This window comes from Pseudofrankia coriaricola (genome assembly GCF_032027725.1).
Taxonomy (GTDB): domain Bacteria; phylum Actinomycetota; class Actinomycetes; order Frankiales; family Frankiaceae; genus Pseudofrankia.
In genome coordinates this window covers 29,520-48,835 of sequence record NZ_JASNFO010000045.1, presented here as the reverse complement: position 1 = coordinate 48,835, position 19,316 = coordinate 29,520, and the positions used below count along the sequence as shown (strand labels likewise).

The window sequence follows — 19,316 nt, the reverse complement described above, 5'->3', positions numbered from 1 at the left end:
TGACCTCTCACCTCGCTTCTCGTCGACGGAGGCTCGTCTTGTCCCTGTCCCACACGATCACCAACCAGGTCGCGGCCGGGGCGCGCTGGCCGCTGCGGTTCGGCATCTTCCTGGCGCCGTTCCACAAGGCCGGCCGCAACCCGACGCTGCTGCTCGAACAGGATCTGGCCCTGATCGAGCATCTCGACCGGCTCGGCTTCGACGAGGCGTGGATCGGCGAGCACCACTCCGGCGGATGGGAGATCATCTCGTCGCCGGAGGTGTTCATCGCGAGCGCCGCCGCCAGGACCCGCCGCATCCGGCTCGGCACCGGCGTCGTCTCGCTGCCGTACCACCATCCGCTGCACGTCGCCGACCGGATCGTCCTGCTCGATCACCTGACCCGCGGCCGGGTGATGCTTGGCGTTGGCCCGGGCCAGCTCGCCTCCGACGCCCACATGCTCGGCATCGACACCAACCGGCAGCGGGAGATGATGGAGGAGTCCCTCGAGGCCGTCGTCGCGCTCCTCGCCGGCGAGGAGCCGGTGACCCGGCAGACCGACTGGTTCACCCTGCGGGACGCGGTGCTGCAGCTCGCCCCGTACACCCGGCCGCGCCCGGAGATCGCCGTGGCCGCCACCTTCTCCCCCGCCGGCCCGCGCACCGCCGGCCGGTTCGGCGCCGGGATGCTCTCCATCGCCGCGAGCCAGGCCGGCGGCTTCGACATTCTCGGCTCCCACTGGGAGGTCGCAGGCGAGATGGCCGCGCGGCACGGGCAGACGATGGACCGGCGCGGCTGGCGGCTGATGGGCCAGATGCACCTGGCCGACACCGTCGAGCAGGCGGCGAAGGACGTCGCCTACGGGCTGACCGCCGTGCAGAACTACCAGTCAAAGGTGCTTCCGATACCACTCGACCCGTCGACCCCGCTGGCGGAGCGCATCGAGCACGGCAACGCGACCGGCTCGTTCATCTGCGGCACCCCGGACATGGCGATCGCGCAGATCGAGCGGCTGTGGCAGCAGTCCGGCGGCTTCGGCGGCTACCTGCTCCTCGCCGCCGACCTCGCCGACCCGGAGGCCACCCGGCACAGCTACGACCTGTTCGCCCGGGAGGTCGTCCCGCACTTCACCGGCGCCTCCGCGGCCCCGCTCGCCTCCGAGAACTGGCAGTTCGGCAAGTCAAAGACGTGGCGCGACCAGACCGCGGCCGCCATCGGCAAGGCGGTCCAGGACCACGCCGCCGCCACCGCGCCCACCCCGGCGACCAGCTGACCGGTCTCTCGGCGGTCTTCGTCGGAAATCGGCCACGTCTGTGGCGGCGGCTTCCTTGGCCGGGGTCGCCGTCAGTGGTACGCCGAGAAACGGCCCGCGTCTCAGACCTGAGGCAGCGCGCGGTCATCGGACAGCCTTCGGACCGAGCGAAAGTGCTCGTCAAGCACACCGGCATCGAACCGGACGGCGTTCACGGCCCACCAGAACGCGTCGCCGGCGCCATCGCCAGCGATCTTGTAGGAGCCGCCGGGCAGCAGGACCGCCCACCCGTCACCAAGCCCCATCAGGATCGCGTATGGGCGCCCCCCATCCGTCCGCCACAACCGCACCGTCCCGTCGGCGCCCGCCGCGGCCACCAGCCGGCCCTCCGGCGAGAACACCACCGCGTTCACCGGTCCCGCCGGACCGGTGAGCTGGCTCAGTTGGCGCCCGCCAGCCACGTCCCACAGCCGCACCGTGCCGTCCTCCCCGGCGGAGGCGACCAGGCGGCCATCCGGGGAGAACGCGACCGCGTTCACCGGTCCGACGTGGCCGGCGAGCGGGACACCCTGGGACGCGACGACGGGCTCCCACAGCCGCACCATGCCCTCGCCGCCCCCCGAGGCAAGCAGATGCTCGGTCGGGGAGAACGCGAGTCCCAATACCGTGCCCTCGTGACCCGCGAGGCGACGTAGCTGGCGGCCACTGGCCGTTTCCCACAGCCGCACCGTCCTGTCCTCTCCGCCAGAAACGAGCAGGCTGCCGTCCGGTGAGAACGCCACGGCGTTCACCCGGTCCTTGTGGCCGGTGAGCTGGCGCGGCGCCTGCCCGCCAGCGGTGTCATACAGCCGCACCTTCTTGTCGTCACCGGCGCAGGCCAGCAGGGCGGCATCCGCTGAGAACTCCAGCGCGCGCACCCGGCCGCAGTCCCCGCCGAGCTGGCGCAGCGCGCGTCCGCCGGAGGTCTCCCACAGCCGCACGGCGTGATCGTCACCGCCGGAGGCCAGGAGGCGGCCATCCGGGGAGAACGCCACCGCGTTCACCACGTCAGAGTGACCGGTGAGCAGGTGCAGCTGGCGCCCTGTGGACCGCTCCCACAGCCGGACCGCGTTGTCGTCACCGGCAGAGGCGAGCAGCGCACGGTTCGCGGAGAACACGACCGTCGACACCGCCGTGGCGAGGCTCGTTGTGTACGAGAGTGGCCGCCCGCTCGCTGTCTCCCATCGCCGGAGAACGGCGTCGTCGCCACCGGACGCGATCAGTCGGCCATCGACGGAGAACCCCACCGCGTTGACCGCGCCTGTATGGCCCGTGAGCTGGTAAAGCGGCCGCCCGCTCGCGGTGTCCCACAGCTGCACGATCTTGTCGGTCGCGGCGGAGGCGATGAGGTGGCCATCCGGCGAGAACGCCACCGCGTTCACCGCACCGGAATGACCGGTGAGCAGGTGGTACGGCCGCCCGTTGGCGGCATACCAGAGCCGCACCGCCTTGTCCTCGCCGCACGAGGCGACCAGACGGTTATCTGAGGAGAACACCGCCGCGTTCACCGCGCCTGTATGGCCCGTAAGCTGGTAAAGCAGAGTCCCGCTGCCCGTTTCCCACAGCCGCACCGTCTGGTCGTCGCCGCCCGAGGCGACCAGACGCCCATCCGGTGAGAACGCCACCGCGTTCACCGCACCGGTGTGACCGGTGAGCGGGCCGATCTGGCGTCCAGTGGACGTCTCCCACAGCCGAACCGCGCCGTCGTCGCCACCCGAGGCGATCAGGATGCCGTCCGGGGAGAACGCCACCGCGTTCACGGGGCTCGGGGTACCGCTGCGCAGGTGGTGCCCGGTGAGTAGGCCGATCTCGCGTCCTGTGGACGTCTCCCACAGCCGCACCGTGTGGTCGGCACCCGCGGAGGCCGCCCGAGCGCCGCGGGGTGAGAACGCCGCCGCGTTGACGGCACCGACATGACCGGTGAGAACACGGATCAGCCGCCCGCTGGATGCCTCCCACAGCCGCAGCGCGCCGTCCTGGCCCGCGGACATGAGGAGGCCACCCCACGGATCTACAGCGATCGAGCGCAGCGACGCGGGCGGGGGCGGGATGATGAGCGTCGCCGGATCGCGGCCGGTGACCGCGGCCGACGCCAGTTCGTCACCCATCAGGGCAGCGGGGTCGACGGCGCAGGACAGCAGCGCCGCCCGCGTCCAACGGACGCTGTCCAGCACTGCCCCGGCCAGGTCGGTGTGGACGAGCCGCGCGGCGCTCAGGTCGGCCCCGGTCAGGTCCGCGCCGACGAGCGAGACGTGGTCGAGCAGGGCGCCGGTCAAAACGGTATCGCGCAGCACGGCACCGGCGAGCGTGGTGCCGGTCAGGCGGATGCCGGCCAGGTCACGACCCGACAGGTCCGCATTGGTCAGATTCCGACCCGACAGGTCCGCGTCGGTCAGGTCCCTGCCCAACAGACCCTCGTTCGCCTGTCCGCGCGGCGGGTCACTCGGTCGTGAGACGGGATGCGGCCGTGTGCTGACGGGGGTGTCGCCGTCCCGGGGGCTCTCGCCCTTCGGCTTCGGCGCGGGGGGTGGGACCTGTCGGGGCTTGTGAGCCGACGCGGGGACGAGCTCCGGCTGAGCCGGAGCCGGCAGGACGGGAGCCGGCTGGGCGGCCGTGCGGATGTCATCGCTCGCCCACAGGAGTATTCCGGGCCGGGTCAGCCAGCCCGGTCTGAAGGCGCCAGCGCCCGCCCGCGCCAGGTCGAGCGCGAATTCACGGGCCGTCCCGTGACGCCGCACGACGTCGGCTTCGAGCGCCTTCATCACCACCTTGGCGATGGGTTCGGGCGCGACTGGCTCGGGCGGGCGGGTGCTCACCTGGGTCTGCCACAGCTCGAACAGGGTCAGGGCGGGGTCGAATGGCGGCCGGCCGGACAACAGCCGATAGAGCACCACACCAAGGGCGTAGACGTCGGTGGCCGGGCCGAGCTCACCCGGGCCCAACTGCTCGGGCGCCATGTGGCCCGGGCTACCGATCACGTAGCTTCCCTTGCCCTCCTGGAGGATCTTCGCGATGCCGAAGTCGGCGACTTTCGGCGTCCCGTCGCGGGCGAACAGGATGTTGTCCGGCTTGATGTCCCGATGCAGCACGCCAGCGGTGTGCGCGTACTCGAGCGCCTCGGCAATGGCGATCCCCACCACGCAGGACTCCTCCAGAGCCAGCCTGTTCGTCCGCTGCCGGTCCTTCAGGGTGCCTCCGGACAGATGCTCCATGATCAGAACACGGAGCTGCTGCTCCGGGCTCTCGCGATAGTCGAAGACCCGGGCGACGTGCGGGTGGTCAAGGTCGGCGAGCACCCGCGCCTCACGCAGGAACCGGTCCTGCTGGCCCGGCTGTGTCAGCACCTTGATCGCGACGCGGCGTCCCATGGCCCGATGACGCCCGTCGAAGACCAGTCCGAACCCACCCTGGCCGAGTGTGTCGCCCACCTCGTAGTCAGGCAGCGCCTCTTGGACCGCAGCCCTGTATATCGACACTCGCCCAGCCCCCGAGACACCGCGTTGGTCTGAGCCGTCAGTATCGCCGATATAGGAAGAGCGCTGTCCGCTATGCCTTTGCTGGCGGTGGGATGTCGGCGTCCCGCCCATACGCGCCCGCGTCGTGGCGCGTATGGGCAGAGCCGGCCCAGCCCACCGTCTGGCCATCTTTCCCGGTCACGGTGACGTCTGGCACGGTGCCGACAGACTCGGCTCCAGTCCGGTGCGCCGGGCGGCGGCCTCGCCAGCGCGAGCCCGTATGCGCGGGAGGAACGCTCACGCCCCGGCCGCGCCAGGTATACGGGGCCCTGGACACGACGGACTACCCATCGGGCCGCTCGACTGAACGGCCCGAACCGACCTGGCGCCGGGAGCCGACGACGCCGCCCGTGTCAGACCGTCGGGATCGCGACGTGGACACCTTTACTATTTTGACTACAGATGATCATGATCGTCGTCCCACGCCCCCCGCTGGACGAGCCTCGCGTGACTGAATGGCCAGAGCGGTTGTCGAAGACCAAGGCAGCTGGAAGGTCGAGCGGGTGGAAGACCAGGACGGGGAAGGTCAGGGGGGTCGGAAGGTCAGGGCAGACCGTCGCCCGGCACACGGACCCGCACCATGGTGACAGTGGACGTTCGCGCGCCGCCCAGGGCCGCGGAGTTCCAGTCGACGGCGGACAGGAGAAAAAGCGTCCGGCGGTCCGGTCCGCCCAGCGCGCAGGCGATGGCCATCCGGTCCCCCAGGGGAATGCGGTCCGTGACCTCGCCGCCCGGCACTATCCGCCGGAACTCGTGGGCCAGCGGAAAGGCGGCCCAGATTCCTCCCAGCGCGTCCAGGGCGATCCCGTCCGCGGCCGCGTCAGGAGTCGCGGCGACGACTCGCCGGCCGCCAAGGCCAAGGTCGGCGTCCAGGTCGAAGGCCGTGAGTCGCCTGGCCTTGGACTCGGCGACCGTAAGCGTCTGGCCATCCGGCGATATCACGGTGCCGTTGGGAAAGTTCATCTTCTCCGCGGCCACCGAGACCTGGCCGTCCGGGGCGACGCGCAGGAGCAGCCCGGCGTCCGGCGCGAGCGTGTAGCTGCCCACGAAGGCCGTCCCGTCGGCGGCGACGACCATGTCGTTGAGCTCGTCGTCAACGAGGTGGCCAAGCCGGGCGTACACGGAGCACGTGCGGTCCGGGGAGAGCCGGAGCAGTTCGCGGTCCGCCATCGAGACGATCAGAAGCGAGCCATCCGGCAGGAAGCCGAGGCCGGACGGCTTCTTGCCTGGCATCTCCAGCACCCGGGTGGTCTCGCCGGTCATCGTCGTGGTGTACACCGCCTCGCCATGCATGTCCGAGAACCAGAGCTTCCCGTCCCGCCAGCGCGGCCCCTCGGCGAAGACGAACCCGTCGGCCACCAGCTCCGGGCGGGCGCCCGGCTCGAGCACCGCCATGGTCATTGCCCGCCTCCCACGCCCGCCCGACCCATTAGTGCTCCTGGTGACAGGGGCCTCCGGAGGTGCGAACGAAGAGCATTTTCGCACCTCCTTTGGCCCTTTAGCTGCCAGTAAAGCGCGGGTCGCGGCGCTCGAGGAAGGAGCGGATGCCCTCGGCCATGTCCTTCGTCGTGTAGGCGATGTGCTGGGAGCGGGCCTCGTCCTCGACGGCCTGCTCGAAGGTGAGCGAGCCGCTCGCGTCGAGCTGGCGCTTGATGAGGGAGAGCGTCGTCGTCGGCCCGGCGGCGAGCCGGCGGCCCCAGGCGGCCGCGACCTTCGGCAGGTCGTCCGCCGGGACCACCTCGTTGACCATGCCCCAGGCCAGCGCGTCGCCCGCCTCGACGATGTCGCCGAAGAACGCGATCTGCTTGGCGCGGCGCAGCCCGACGTGGCGGGGCAGCGTCCACGACGTGCCGCCGTCGAGCGCAAGGCCGCGCCGGGCGAACACCTCGCAGAACCGGGCCTGCTCGCTCGCGACGACCAGGTCGCACGCGAGCGCGAGCCCCAACGCAACCCCCACGCACACCCCGTCGACGGCGGCGAGTGTCGGCTTGGGCAGCCGGTTCAGCCGGTTGATGATCTCCCCGACGATCCGCATCTCATGAAGGATCGGCTGCCGGCCGTGGCCGGTCAGCCCGCTCGTGTTCCCGCCCGGCGACAGGTCCGCGCCGGACGAGAAGTTGCCGCCGGCGCCGGTCAGCAGCAGCGCCCGGTCCTCCGGGTTCACCGCGACCTCGGTGAGGATCCGGTCGAGGTCGCCCCAGTTCTCCGCGTTCAGCGCGTTCTTCTTCTCCGGGCGGTTGAAGGTGACGGTGACGAGACCGTCGTGCCGCTCGACGAGCGTGGACGCCATCAGGGTCCTCTCCAGGTCTTCTCGGTGGGAGCCAGGGGCTGCCGGGGGTCGGTGGAAGCCGGGGCCTGTCTCAGTCCTCGATCGGGGACACACCGGCCGGACGGTAGGGAAGCGTGGGCTGGCCCTTCGCGTCCAGTGTGGTCAGCAGCGCGCCGCGCACGCAGACCGCGGGCGTCAGCGGAACCGCCTTGCCGTTGCAGCGGAAGTTCAGGCCTGGCCCCGCTGGCACCGGCTTGGACGGCATCGAGTGAAGCTTGTCGGCGATGACGGTCGGGGTCAGCTCGCCGGTGAACCCGTCGAGCGCCTCCCGCAGCCCCATCATCGTCATGTAGATCGTCAAACCCATCGAGTTGGACAGGTCGATCTTTCCCTTGGCGTAGGTGTCGACGATGGCGTGCCACTGCTTGATGTCGGCGTTGCCCGTGTCGCCGTCCGCGACCGGCGTGGACAGGACCACGCCCTTCAGGTAGGAGCCGACCGCCTTGCGCGTCGCGTCGGTGATGCAGCTGTACAGAGCGCTGATCGGCCCGGTGAAGTTGATGGCACGCAGGCCCTGGAACGCGGCGATGCAGAAGCTGTCATTGCCGATGACGTGCACCTCGGTCTCACCGGTCTTGATGCTGGCCAGCTGCGGGGTCATGTCCGCGGTGCCCGGCGGGACGGGGATGACGGTCAGGTCGATCCCCGCGTCCTTGAAGACGGCCTTGCCGACCGCGTCGTAGAAGGCGGTGGCCTGCGGCACGTCTATGACGACAACGGCCACCTTGGTGAGCTTGTTCTCCTTGGCGACGCTGATCGGCTGGTCCGACAGCCCGGCCGACGGGCTCACCATGACGAACGTCCGGTCCTTGTCGAGCAGCGCGTTCTGCTCGGTGGTGCCGTAGATGAACATCGGGATGTCGGCGTCGTGCAGCGGCTTCCACACGTTCCCGAGGCTGGACGTCTCGCCGAGCACGGTCACCGCCACGTTCGCCTGGACGAGCTGGGCCGCGCAGTCGGCGGCGGCGCCCGGGTCGGAATGCGTCTCGCAGGTCACCAGCTGGATGGGCCGCCCGCCGAGGCCGCCGCGATGGTCGTTGAGGAACTTCGTGACCGCGTCCGCGGCGGACAGCTGGATGGAGTTGTCGAGGGCTGGCGCCTTCCCGTCGCTGATCACGCCGACCTTGACGGGGGTGCCGCTGGCCGGCTGCGCCGGGCCCAGAGCCGCGGCGTCGGTCGGCACGGCCGGCGCGGCGTCCTTCCCGTCGTCGCCGCCGCAGGCCGCCGCCGAGACCGCGAGCACCGCGGCGGCGGCCACAGCCGTCATCCACCGGGGCCCGCGCCTCCGGCGCGGCCGGGGCACGTCCCTCGCTAAGTCACCGATCGTCGAGGAGTCGTCCATGGCTTGTCCCTTCGGGGTCGACGGTGCGCGGCGCTGACCGGCGCGTCCCCCGGTGCCGGGCAGACGCGGCCGCCCCCGGCCGGGCGGCGTCTCTCCGTGGGTGCACCCGAGCCGGCCAGATACTATCGAGACGCCGTCTTACTATCTAGATGTTTTGCCGATCCTCCGCACCCTGGCCTGCTCCGGACCGCGCAACCCCGTCGTTGCGCGCGCCGTTAGATCTAGATATTTTCGAGCGAGCCGGACCGGCAGGCGGCGCGGCGGAGTGACCTGGGAACAGAGTGGCCCGGGAGCAGGAGGTGGGCGGTGCTTCGCGTCGTGCAGTGGGCCACCGGAGCCGTCGGACGGCATGCGGTGCGGGCGGTCCAGGCCCACCCCGACCTCGAGCTGGCCGGCGCGTTCGTCTACAGCGACGCCAAGACCGGCCGTGACGTCGGCGAGATCGCCGGCCTCGGCCCCATCGGCGTGACCGCCACGAACGACCCCGACGAGATCGTCGCACTCGACGCCGACTGTGTGCTGTACATGGCCCAGGGCGAGATGAACCCGGCGGGCGCCCTGGACGACATCTGCCGGCTGCTCGCCGCCGGCAGGAACGTCGTCTCCACGGCGGTCACCAGCCTCATCTACCCGGCGAGCCTGGAGCCGGCGGTCGCCGCGCGGCTGGAGGAGGCGTGCGCCGCGGGCGGGACGTCTTTCCACGCGACCGGCATCGAGCCCGGCTGGGCCGCGGAGGTGCTGCCGCTGACGATGTCGGCCCTGTTCGAGCGGATCGACACGCTGCTGGTCCAGGAGCTTCTCGACTACTCGTCCTACGACAGCCCCGGGATGATGTTCGACATCATGGGGTTCGGCCGGGCGCCCGACGCTCCCGTGCCGCTGGCGGATCCGGTGCTGGCCGGTTCCGTGTTCCGCGCCCCGCTCCTGCTGGTCGCCGAGGGGCTGGGCGCCACGATCGACGACTTCGTCTACGACCGCCAGGTGGCGCTCGCCGACAGCGGTTTCGACATCAAGGCCGGCCGCGTCGAGGCCGGAACTGTAAGCGCCCAGCGTTTCTCGGCCACCGCCGTCATCGGCGGCCGCCCCGCGCTGACGGTCGAGCACATCACCCGCGTAGGCGAGGGGCAGGCTCCGGACTGGCCCACCGGCCGCGGCTGGAAGGTCACCGTCGAAGGCAGCCCCTCGATGGTGCTGGAAGCCAAGATCGCCATCCATGGCGAGGACGAGAACGACCAGGGCTGCCTGGGCACCGCCATGCACGCCGTCCACGCCATCGCCCCGGTCTGCGCGGCCGCACCCGGCATCCGGACCTTCCTCGACCTCCCCATGATCAAGGGCCGCCACGTCTTTTCCCAGCGCTAGGGCGCTGAGCGCCCCAGCGGCCTGGTTCCGGGTTGAGGTGTATGGCCGGCGCGGGTCTGGGTCGGGGTCGGGAGGTGGTCGCGTTGGTGGTGCGCCAATGCGCTGTCGCTGGCGGTGGCTGGGCTGAGTTGACGGCTCACCAGGACGGGGCGCGCCCGACGGTGTCGCTTGACAGTTAGAACCGTGAGATTTCCAGGCCGTGGGGCTGGTCCACGAGTCCGGCCGGACCGGGCGGGCGACGGCGGTCTCGTCGCGGACTCGCGAACGGACCTGACGACGTAACGATGCGGGAGGCTGCCGCCATGGGATACGAGACCATCCAGTACGAGGTCCGCGACCGGATAGCGACGATCACGTTCGACCGGCCGGACCGGCTCAACGCCCTCTCCCCCGAGATGATCCGCGAGCTGCGGCAGGCGTACACGGACGCCGAGGCGGACGACGACGTCTGGATTCTCGTCGTCACGGGCAACGGGCGGGCGTTCTGCGCCGGCGCCGACGTCACCGAGATCCCGGACGACGGCCGGGTCGTCTATGACGAGCCATATCTGTCGACGTTCCCGCAGTGGGAGGCGCCGCAGGAGGGCACCCCGCCGTTCCGGACCATGACCAAGCCGATCCTCACCGCCGTCAACGGGCTGTGCTGCGGCGCGGGGATGGACCTCGTCACCACCGGCGACATCGTCATCGCCTCGGACCGGGCCGAGTTCTTCGACCCGCACGTCAGCATCGGCCTCGTCTCGGGCCGCGAGGTGGTCCGCCTGGCCAGGGCGCTGCCGACGAACATCGCGATGCGGATGGCGCTGATGGGCCGCCACGAGCGGATGAGCGCGGCGCGCGCCTACGAGCTGGGGCTGGTCTCGGAGGTCGTCGAGCACGACCGGCTGCTGGAGCGGGCCCTGGAGCTCGCGGCCATCGTGTGCCGCAACGCGCCGCTGGCCGTGCGCGGCACGCGCCTGGCCATCCGCCAGGGCCGCGACCTGCCGCTACGCGAGGCGGAGATCATGGGCGAGGCGTTCCGGGAACGGGTCGTACGCACCGACGACGCCAAGGAGGGCCCGCGGGCGTTCGTCGAGAAGCGCCAACCTGCCTGGAAATGCCGGTGACGGCTCCGCCGACGACCACGATCGTCTTGACGGCGGCGGAAGCGGAGGTGGGCTCCGGTGCCGGTGCCGGCGTCGGCGGCGGCGGCGTGGTGACGGCCAGTCCCGTCATGAGCGCCGCCGGCCCGGCGGCGCGCCCGGCGCCGTCAGTAGTGGTGGACCAGGTCGACGACCGTCCCTGCCTGGGCGCCGAGCATGACCTTGTCGACGACGGCCATGTGCGACCGCCAGTGCTCCTCGGCGGCCTGGCCGTCGCCGGCCTGGATGAGCTCGACGAGGCGCCGCTGGGAGCGCACGCCCCGCCGCCGGGTGGCCAGGGAGCCGGTGGTGTCCTCGGCGCGGCTGAGCGCGGTGACGGCGCGGGCCACGATCTCGTTCAGCATCTCGGCGACGATGGTGAGCGTCTGGTTCCCCGCCAGTGCCAGCAGCCTCTCGTGGAACTGGGCGTTGGCCCGGCCGAACTCGTCGGGATCCGCGAGCGACTCCTCCTCCCGGTCGATGAGCCCGCCGAGCTCCGCGCCGGCCGCCTGCCGCTGTGGCGACTGCGCCAGGCGCCGGGCCGCGAGCGGCTCGAGCAGCGTGCGCGCCGCGCAGACATCCATGAGCGGCACGCCCCGGGCCTGGAGCAGCAGGGCGGCCGTACGGGCGGTGAGCCGCTCGTCCGGCTGGCGCACGAAGATCCCGCCGAGAACGCCACGCTCCACCGAGATCAGGCCCTGGGCCTCCAGGATGCGCAGCGCCTCCCGCAGCGACGGCCGGGACACACCGAACCGCTCCACCAGTTCCGGCTCGCGGCCGATCAGGTCTCCGTCGGCGAGCTCGCCGCTGACGATGAGCGAGCGGATCTCGTCGGCGATCTGCTGCGGCTTCTCCCGAGGAGGGCGCGCACCTTTCTTCGCGACCACGAACACTCCCAGGCTGATGCGGGTAGGCGAGGCAGGGTGGTCCGACCAGCCCACCGGGGTCTGTCTCATCGTGTCACGCCCGCCGCCGGGCGCCGCCCGACGATCCGCCATCCGGACCGCCTCGCGGAAAGGGCAGCCGATGGCGGCCACGCCAGCCGCGCCGTTCCCTTCCGGGCTGGCCGACCAGAGCGCGTCAGCGTACAGTCCCAGTTGTTGGAAAGCCACACTTTTCCTGAGTGAAAGCACCACTTCCCAGCTGAGGAAGGCAATGACGAGCTCGAAGCCAATCGACGCCGACAACCACTACTACGAGCCGCTCGACGCGTTCACCCGTCATCTCGACAAGAAGTTCGCGCAGCGCGGGGTCCAGGTCGTCCAGGCGGGCCGACGCACACAGTTACTCATGGGCGGGCAGGTCAACCGCTTCATCCCGAACCCGACGTTCGACCCGATCATCGTGCCCGGCTGCCTGGACCCGCTGTTCCGCGGCCAGATCCCGGACGGCGTCGACCCGCGGTCGTTGATGAAGGTCGAGCCGCTGCGGCCGGAATACCGCGACCGCGACGTGCGCGCGGACCTGGTCGAGCAGCAGGAGCTCGGCGCGGTGCTGCTGTTCCCGACGCTGGGCTGTGGCGTCGAGGAGGCGCTCAAGGGCGACATCGAGGCGACGATGGTGAGCCTGCACGCCTTCAACCGCTGGTTGGAGGAGGACTGGGGCTTCGACTACCGCGACCGGCTGATCGGCGTGCCGATGCTGTCGCTGGCCGACCCCGCCGCCGCCGTCGCCGAGGTCGACCGCCTGCTCGCGCGCGGCGCGCGCATGGTCCACGTCCGCCCGGCGCCGGTCCCCGCGCCCTACGGCAGGTCGCGCTCGCTCGGCGACAAGCTGTACGACCCGGTCTGGGCCCGGCTCGCCGAGGCGTCGATCCCGGTCGCCTTCCACCTCGGCGACAGCGGCTACGAGGCCTCCACCGGAGCATGGGGCGGCACCGAGCGGTTCCAGGGATACGGCCAGATCAGCGTGCTCACCCGCGTTCTCGTCGCCGACCGCGCCATCCACGACACGCTGGCGTCCCTCGTCGTGGACGGCGTTTTCACCCGCCACCCCACCCTGCGCGTCGCCAGCATCGAGAACGGCTCGGACTGGGTCGCGCTGCTGGTCAAGCGGCTGCGCAAGCAGGCGAACCAGACGCCCTGGGCCTTCGCCGAGGACCCGCTCGACGTCCTCCGCGCGCACCTGTGGGTGACGCCCTACTACGAGGAGGACCTGCGCAAACTCGCCGACCTCATCGGCGTCGAGCGCATCCTGTTCGGCTCCGACTGGCCGCACGGCGAGGGCCTCGCCGAGCCGACGGACTTCTACAAGGAGCTCGACGGCTTCACCGACGACGAGATTCGCAAGATCATGCGGGACAACTGCGTCGACCTGCTGGGGGCCAGCCGCTCATGAGCACCGCCGCCGCCGACGAGGACTCCCAGCCCGGCCCGCGGGCCGAGGTCGAGGCCTGGCTCGCCGAGCACTGGGACCCGCAGCTGTCCGTCGAGCAGTGGTGGCGACTGGTCGCCGCCGCCGGGTGGACCGCGCCGCACCTCACCGCCGAGCAGGGCGGTCGCGGGCTGCCGCAGCGGGCCGGGCGCGCGGTGCGGGCCACCTTCGCCGCCTTCGGCGCGCTGCAGCCGCCCGGCGGGCTGGGCCTGCTGATGGCGGCGCCGACGATACTCACGCTGGGCACGCCAGAGCAGATCGCCCGGCACGTGCCGCCGATCCTCGAGGGCCGGCTCGCCTGGTGCCAGCTGTTCAGCGAGCCCGGCGCCGGCTCCGACCTCGCCGGGCTCACCACCCGCGCCGAGCGCGACGGCGACCGCTGGATCATCAACGGCCAGAAGGTCTGGAGCAGCCAGGCCCGTGAGGCCGACTACGGCATGCTGCTGGCCCGCACCGACTTCGACGTCCCCAAGCACGCCGGCATCTCCTGGTTCGCGCTGAACCTCGACCAGCCGGGCGTCACGATCCGCCCCCTGCGCGAGATGACCGGCGACGCCGTCTTCAACGAGGTCTTCCTCGACAACGCGGTCGTCGCCGCGGACGACCTCGTCGGCGGCGAGGGCAACGGCTGGATGGCCGCGAACACGACGCTGCACTTCGAGCGGACCGGCATCGGCGCCGGCGGCGCCCACGCCGGCTTCCCACCGCCCGGGCCCAAGGGCGGCGTGCTCGGCATGAAGGCCGGCGACGCGGCGCGGCTGCGCCCGTCGGAGGGCATGGTGGTGACGTTCGCCGACCTGGTCGAACTCGCGCGCGAGCACGGCAGGGCCGACGACCCGGCGATCCGCCAGAAACTCGCCCGGCTGCACTGCTACCTGCAGGTCGGCCAGTGGAACGCCGTCCGCGCCAGGGCCGAGGCCGCCGCCGGCGACGCGGCCGCCGGCGCCTCCGTCGCGAGCACCGGCAAGATCGCGCAGACGAGGATCACCAAGCTCTCGGCCGAGATCGGCCTGGACATCCTCGGCGCCGGCGGCCTGCTCGCCGGGCCGGATGCCGCGGCGGACGGCAAGTTCGCCAAGGCCTTCCTGTTCGCCCGTGCCTCCTCGATCTACGGCGGCACCGACGAGATCCAGCGCAACATCGCCGCCGAACGCACCCTGGGCCTCCCCCGCGAGCCCAGCCCCGACCGCAAACGCCCCTACCGCGAGGTGCTCCACGGCCTGGCCCGCCGCGACGACGCCTCCTGAGGGGCGCCGTCCGGGTTGTGGTGTGGGTGGCCCCCGCCCTGCGAGGGGCCAAACAACCACGCTTCACTGGTGGCTTGCCGGATCGCGTCAGATGGGCAAGTCCATAGACAGGGTGATCTGCCACAGTTCAGGTTCGCGGCGGCACGTCGGCGAACGGGCACCGAGACAGCGGCCGTATCCGGCCTAGGGGCGGGCACCGGCCCGACCGCGATCGTCCCTCAGCGGCCCGTTCAGCCGTACGCATTCGACTACGCAATGTGGCCAAGCGTGTATCGGCGCCTGGTTGGCGACCTGGGCCCCGTCCAGGTCGGCGCCGCGGCTCCGACCCCGTGGTCGCGGCGCCGGCCTGGACGCTCGTTACAGGCCGACGCGGCTGGCGAGGCGGTCACGCCAGGCCGACGGGGCACCGAAGAGCAGCTCGTCGGACTTGGCACGGCGGAAGTACAGGTGGGCCGGGTGCTCCCAGGTGAAGCCGATGCCGCCGTGGACCTGGATGTTGTCGGCGGTGACCTGGGTGTAGGCGTCGGAGCAGTAGGCCTTCGCCACCGCGGCGACCTTGGCCAGCTCCGCGTCGTCCCCCTCGGCCGCGCACCAGGCGGCGTAGTACGCGGCCGAGCGCGCCGACTCGACCTCGAGCAGCATGTCCGCGCAGCGGTGCTTGACCGCCTGGAAGGAACCGATCGGCCGGCCGAACTGGACTCGGTCCTTGGCGTACTGGACCGCCATGTCGAGCGCGACCTGGGCGCCGCCGGCCTGTTCGGCGGCGAGCGCCACGGCCGCGAGGTCCAGCACGTGCTCGAGGACCGGCCAGCCCGCCCCGTCCTCGCCGACGAGCGACGCGGGGGTGGCGGCGAGCTCGACGCGCGCGAGGCGGCGGGTCTGGTCGAGGGTCAGCAGTGGGATGCGGGTGAGGCCGGCGGCGGCGCCGGGGACGGCGAACAGGGACACGCCCGCGCCGGTTCGGGCGGCGACGAGCAGCAGGTCGGCGGTGTGCCCGTCGAGGACGTAGTGCTTGGTGCCGGTGATCGTCCAGCCGTCGCCGGCGGGCGTCGCGACGGCGGCGACCTCGCCCGCGTCCCAGCGCCCGTTCTCCTCCGCGAGCGCCACCGTCGCGACAGTCTCGCCGGCCGCGATGCCCGGAAGCCACGCCTTCTGCGCGGCCGCGTCGCCCGAGCGCAGCAGTGCGGCGACGGCCAGTACCGCCGTCGAGAAGTACGGCGCGCAGAGCAGCCGGCGGCCCATCTCCTCACAGACGAGCGCCACCTCGACGAAGCTTGCGCCGCTGCCGCCGAACTCGGCGGGAACCGCGAGGCCCACGAGGTCGAGCTCGCCCGCCAGCCGCGCCCACACCGCCGGGTCGTAGCCCTGGGGCGTCTCCATCAGCCGGCGCACCTCCGGCTCGGGGGAGGCCGCCTCGAGGAACGCGCGCACCGCCCGGCGCAGGTCCCGCTGCTCGTCGGAAAACATGAACGGCGTCACGACCCGCACCCACTCCCGTCGGCCGTCGTCCCACGAGGCCCCGCCACCGGCCGCCTGGCCGGCCGCCCAGAAGCCTAAGCCATAGATCTATACATTTTCAATCGGATGGAGCCGGCGGGACCGCGGCGACGGGCCTGGGCGACGCTGGCAGGCACGGCGGCTGACGCGACCGTGGCCACGCGGCACGGGCCGAGCCCGGCGCGGGTCGCGGCCACGGGCGCCGGTGGCCGGGGTGGTGGTGGCCTGCGGCCGGCGGCGGCGGCCGGCGGCGGCCGGATGCCCGGTCACCGCCACCGCGGCGGCGCGGCCTACTTCGGCGCGAAGCGCTGGCCGCCGTCCAGGCGGATGGTCTGGCCGTTGAGCATCGGGTTCTCGATGATGCCCACCGCCAGGCGGGCGAACTCCTCCGGGCGCCCCATCCGCTTCGGGAACGCGGCGTCCTTCGTGAGGACCTTCTCGTATTCCTCGGGAATGCCCTTGGTCAGCCCGGTGTGGAACAGGCTCGGTGCGATCGCGTTCACGCGGATGCCGAGGGAGCCGAGCTCCCGGGCCATGGTGAGGCTCATGGCGGCCACGCCGCCCTTCGCCGCGGTGTAGGCGATCTGGCCGATCTGGCCCTCGAACGCGGCGATGGACGCGGTGTTGATGATCGCTCCGCGCTCGCCGTCCGCGTTCGGCTCGTTCTTGCTCATGTGCCAGGCGGCAAGGCGGGCGACGTTGAAGGTGCCGATCAGGTTGAGGTCGATGATTTTTTGGAAGGTTTCGATGGGCATGGGACCGTCCTTGCCGATCGTGCGGCCCGGGGTCGCTCCCCCGGCCGTGTTCACGGCGACGTCGATCCCGTCGAGCGCGGCGACGGCCGCCTCGATGACACCCTCCATGCCCGCGAAGTCGGTGACGTCGCAGGCGTGGAAGGTGCCCTTCAGCTCGTCCGCGACCGCCTGGCCGGCGCTCGCCGGACGGTCGAGGATCGCCACCCGGCCGCCGCGCGCGACGACCAGCTCGGCCGTGGCCCTGGCCATGCCGGAGGCGCCGCCCACGACGAGCGCCCGCAGACCATTCAGCTCCACCTGATGTCCCTCTCCTGTGGTGAGCTCGGCGAGCACGCGCCCGCGAGCGTCCGGGCCCCACCGGCGCCGCCCACGCCCGCCACTAGCACCCGCCTATATATTTTATACATATTGCCCTGAGCGGTGCCGGGTGTCCCGAGGCAGTCGACGGCCTTCACGTTGGCCCTACCTCTGGGATCTCAGGCTCCCTTCTCCTGCAGGAGCCGGCGAAGCGCGCCGCCGTCGACCTTTCCGCTGGCCAGCCGCGGCACGTCGTGGGGATCGTTCACGACGAGCCACCGGGTCGGGACCTTGAAGCTGCTCAGCCGGGCCCTGGCCTGCTCGACCAGGCCAGCCCGGCCGTGCCAGCCGTCCCGGCCATCCCGACCGGCCCCCTGGCGGTCGTCCGCGCGGTCCAGACCGTCCGGCCCGGCCCGGCCGTCCGGGCCGTCCGGGCCGTCCGGGCCGTCCCGGCGGTTCTCGCCCTCGGGTAGCGCGGCGACGACGAGCGCCGCCACCTGCCTGCCACCCGCCTCGCCGGCCACATCGGTGACGAACGCCTCGCGGACTCCCGGCAGGGCGCGCAGCGCCGCCTCGACCTCCAGCGGGTACACCGTCGCGCCTTTGACCTTGAACATGTCGTCGAGCCGGCCCCGGTACCACAGGTAGCCGTCCTCATCGAGCACACCGGCGTCGGCCGTCGGGTAGAACCCGTCCGCGTCGAACACGTCGGCGCGGTGGCGGCCGCGGATGCCACGCATCAGGTTCGGCCCGCGCAGCCGGATCTCGCCCTCCGTGCCGGGCGGGAGCGGTGCGCCGGTGCCCGGGTCGGTGATGCGCACCTCGACGCCGGCGAACGGTCGGCCGCAGCTGCCGTGCTTGCCCGCGGGCAGGTCGGTGTCGAGCGGCGAGCCGCAGTACGGCCCGAACGTCTCGGTCATGCCGAAGAGGTTCGCCCGCGCGCCCGGGCCGGCGCGCAGGCCGGGCGGCAGGACCGCGCCGAGGCTCGCCGGGCGCAGCGACGACAGGTCCGTGGTGGCGAAGTCCGGATGGGCGGCGAGCCGGGCCGCCTGGTCGGGCCAGCCGCGGAAGAGGGTGACCCGCTCGCGCTCCAGGAAACGCAGCGTCCGCGCCGGCTCCGGCTCGGCCTCGGTGAGCAGGGTCGCGCCGGCGACGAGGGCCGAGAGCAGGCCGCCGCCGAGGCCGCCCGTCCAGAAGAACGGCATCGGGATGTAGAGGCGCTCGCCGCGGCCGATGCGACGGGCCCCGAGGCCGGACTCGACGGCCCGCAGCGCGTTGCCATGGGTGTGGATCACCCCCTTCGGGCCGCCGGAGCTGCCCGAGGTGAACAGGATGACCAGGTCGTCGGCCGGGCGGACGGACCTCTCGAGCTCGTCGACCACCGCGCCGGGCGCCGCGCCGGTGGGCAGATCGCCGGAGAGCCAGAGCCGTCGCAGCGACGGGACCTCGGCGTGCGGGGCGCCCCCGCGGACCTGCTCCGTCAGGCCGGGGACCGCCTCCTCCAGGTCGTCGAGGTACGCACGGCCGCGGAAGCGCGGGACGACGACCAGCTCGGTGACCGCGGCGGTACGCAGCTGCGCGAGCAGCTCGGGCGGGCGCAGCAGGGTGGACAGCGGGACGAGCACGCCGCCGACCCGCGTCACCGCCAGCGCGAGAACCGCCCAGTCGATCCCGTTCGGCATCACCAGCCCGACCCGGCTGTCCCGCCCGACGCCGGCGGCGACCAGGCGGGCCGCGAGCCGGCGGCTCGCCTCGTCGAGCCCGGCGAAGGTGATGGCGTCCTCGTCGCTCACGAGCGCCTGGACCGAGGAATCCAGGCGCCGCCGGACGGCGAGCAGCGCGGGGATGGTCGGCTCGCCCGGCGCGCGTTCATCCGGTACGCGCTCGCCCGGCATGCGCTCATCCGGCGTGCGTTCATCCGACGGCATGCGAGAGCTCCCTGCGGGCGGGCATGTAGATCTCACGGCTGGGCGTCGTCGGCACCGCGCCGCCGGCCGACGGGGCCACCCGGCGCGGGGCCTTGTGAGCGGACAGCAGTCCGGCCAGCCCCCGAGGCGGCTCGTCGGTGCCGGCGGCGCGCCCGGGCGGCACCCGCGCACCGCGCGGGGCGGTCCGCTCGCGCAACAGGTCCGCGGCGGTCAACGGTGGCCCGTCACCGGCGCCGACCGTGGTGACGATCACTGCATCGACCTCCGCGGCGATGCTAT

General features: G+C 72.2%; 14 protein-coding genes. 5 read left to right on the top strand and 9 right to left on the bottom strand.

What is annotated here, in order from left to right:
* Window positions 1-38: 38 nt before the first annotated feature.
* Window positions 39-1,253, top strand: a complete 1,215-nt coding sequence (locus tag QOZ89_RS24450) for an LLM class flavin-dependent oxidoreductase (protein ID WP_083419899.1) — start codon at window positions 39-41, stop codon at window positions 1,251-1,253.
* A 101-nt stretch (window positions 1,254-1,354) separates the two neighbouring features.
* On the opposite strand, the gene QOZ89_RS24445 is transcribed toward QOZ89_RS24450, so the two are convergent.
* The 4 genes from QOZ89_RS24445 to QOZ89_RS24430 form a co-directional block, all read right to left on the bottom strand.
* Window positions 1,355-4,699: a protein kinase domain-containing protein gene (locus tag QOZ89_RS24445; protein ID WP_071053487.1), complete on the bottom strand. Its 3,345-nt coding sequence runs from the start codon at window positions 4,697-4,699 to the stop codon at window positions 1,355-1,357.
* 630 nt (window positions 4,700-5,329) lie between these two features.
* Window positions 5,330-6,187, bottom strand: coding sequence for an SMP-30/gluconolactonase/LRE family protein (locus tag QOZ89_RS24440; protein ID WP_071053486.1), 858 nt, complete (start codon window positions 6,185-6,187; stop codon window positions 5,330-5,332).
* Window positions 6,188-6,284: 97 nt separating this feature from the next.
* The gene (locus tag QOZ89_RS24435; protein WP_312625487.1) at window positions 6,285-7,076 is read right to left on the bottom strand and encodes an enoyl-CoA hydratase/isomerase family protein; all 792 of its coding nucleotides are present in this window, start codon (window positions 7,074-7,076) and stop codon (window positions 6,285-6,287) included.
* A 70-nt stretch (window positions 7,077-7,146) separates the two neighbouring features.
* On the bottom strand, window positions 7,147-8,382 hold the full coding sequence (locus QOZ89_RS24430) for an ABC transporter substrate-binding protein (protein ID WP_071053477.1): 1,236 nt from the start codon (window positions 8,380-8,382) through the stop codon (window positions 7,147-7,149).
* A gap of 381 nt (window positions 8,383-8,763) precedes the next feature.
* On the opposite strand from QOZ89_RS24430, the gene QOZ89_RS24425 reads away from it, so the two are divergent.
* The gene (locus QOZ89_RS24425) at window positions 8,764-9,819 is read left to right on the top strand and encodes an NAD(P)H-dependent amine dehydrogenase family protein (protein WP_071053476.1); all 1,056 of its coding nucleotides are present in this window, start codon (window positions 8,764-8,766) and stop codon (window positions 9,817-9,819) included.
* 302 nt (window positions 9,820-10,121) lie between these two features.
* Complete coding sequence (locus tag QOZ89_RS24420; RefSeq protein WP_071053485.1) at window positions 10,122-10,925, top strand: enoyl-CoA hydratase/isomerase family protein; 804 nt, start codon at window positions 10,122-10,124, stop codon at window positions 10,923-10,925.
* A 143-nt stretch (window positions 10,926-11,068) separates the two neighbouring features.
* On the opposite strand, the gene QOZ89_RS24415 is transcribed toward QOZ89_RS24420, so the two are convergent.
* Window positions 11,069-11,827: a FadR/GntR family transcriptional regulator gene (locus tag QOZ89_RS24415; RefSeq protein WP_071053484.1), complete on the bottom strand. Its 759-nt coding sequence runs from the start codon at window positions 11,825-11,827 to the stop codon at window positions 11,069-11,071.
* 268 nt (window positions 11,828-12,095) lie between these two features.
* Between QOZ89_RS24415 and QOZ89_RS24410 the strand changes: the two genes are divergently transcribed.
* Both QOZ89_RS24410 and QOZ89_RS24405 read left to right on the top strand, forming a co-directional pair.
* Complete coding sequence (locus tag QOZ89_RS24410) at window positions 12,096-13,277, top strand: amidohydrolase family protein (RefSeq protein WP_312625483.1); 1,182 nt, start codon at window positions 12,096-12,098, stop codon at window positions 13,275-13,277.
* Window positions 13,274-14,560, top strand: coding sequence for an acyl-CoA dehydrogenase family protein (locus QOZ89_RS24405; RefSeq protein ID WP_312625481.1), 1,287 nt, complete (start codon window positions 13,274-13,276; stop codon window positions 14,558-14,560). Before QOZ89_RS24410 ends, QOZ89_RS24405 begins: the two co-directional genes overlap by 4 nt.
* A gap of 357 nt (window positions 14,561-14,917) precedes the next feature.
* Here QOZ89_RS24405 and QOZ89_RS24400 read toward each other — a convergent pair whose 3' ends face one another.
* From QOZ89_RS24400 to QOZ89_RS24385, 4 genes are all read right to left on the bottom strand, one after another.
* Window positions 14,918-16,027, bottom strand: coding sequence for an acyl-CoA dehydrogenase family protein (locus QOZ89_RS24400; RefSeq protein WP_071053483.1), 1,110 nt, complete (start codon window positions 16,025-16,027; stop codon window positions 14,918-14,920).
* Window positions 16,028-16,347: 320 nt separating this feature from the next.
* Window positions 16,348-17,109: an SDR family oxidoreductase gene (locus QOZ89_RS24395; RefSeq protein WP_071053473.1), complete on the bottom strand. Its 762-nt coding sequence runs from the start codon at window positions 17,107-17,109 to the stop codon at window positions 16,348-16,350.
* A 179-nt stretch (window positions 17,110-17,288) separates the two neighbouring features.
* Window positions 17,289-19,037, bottom strand: a complete 1,749-nt coding sequence (locus tag QOZ89_RS24390; protein WP_312625479.1) for a class I adenylate-forming enzyme family protein — start codon at window positions 19,035-19,037, stop codon at window positions 17,289-17,291.
* Window positions 19,024-19,290 (bottom strand): hypothetical protein, encoded by a 267-nt coding sequence (locus QOZ89_RS24385; RefSeq protein ID WP_071053472.1) that lies wholly within the window; start codon window positions 19,288-19,290, stop codon window positions 19,024-19,026. The genes QOZ89_RS24390 and QOZ89_RS24385 overlap by 14 nt, the downstream gene beginning before the upstream one ends.
* Between the last annotated feature and the right edge of the window lie 26 nt (window positions 19,291-19,316).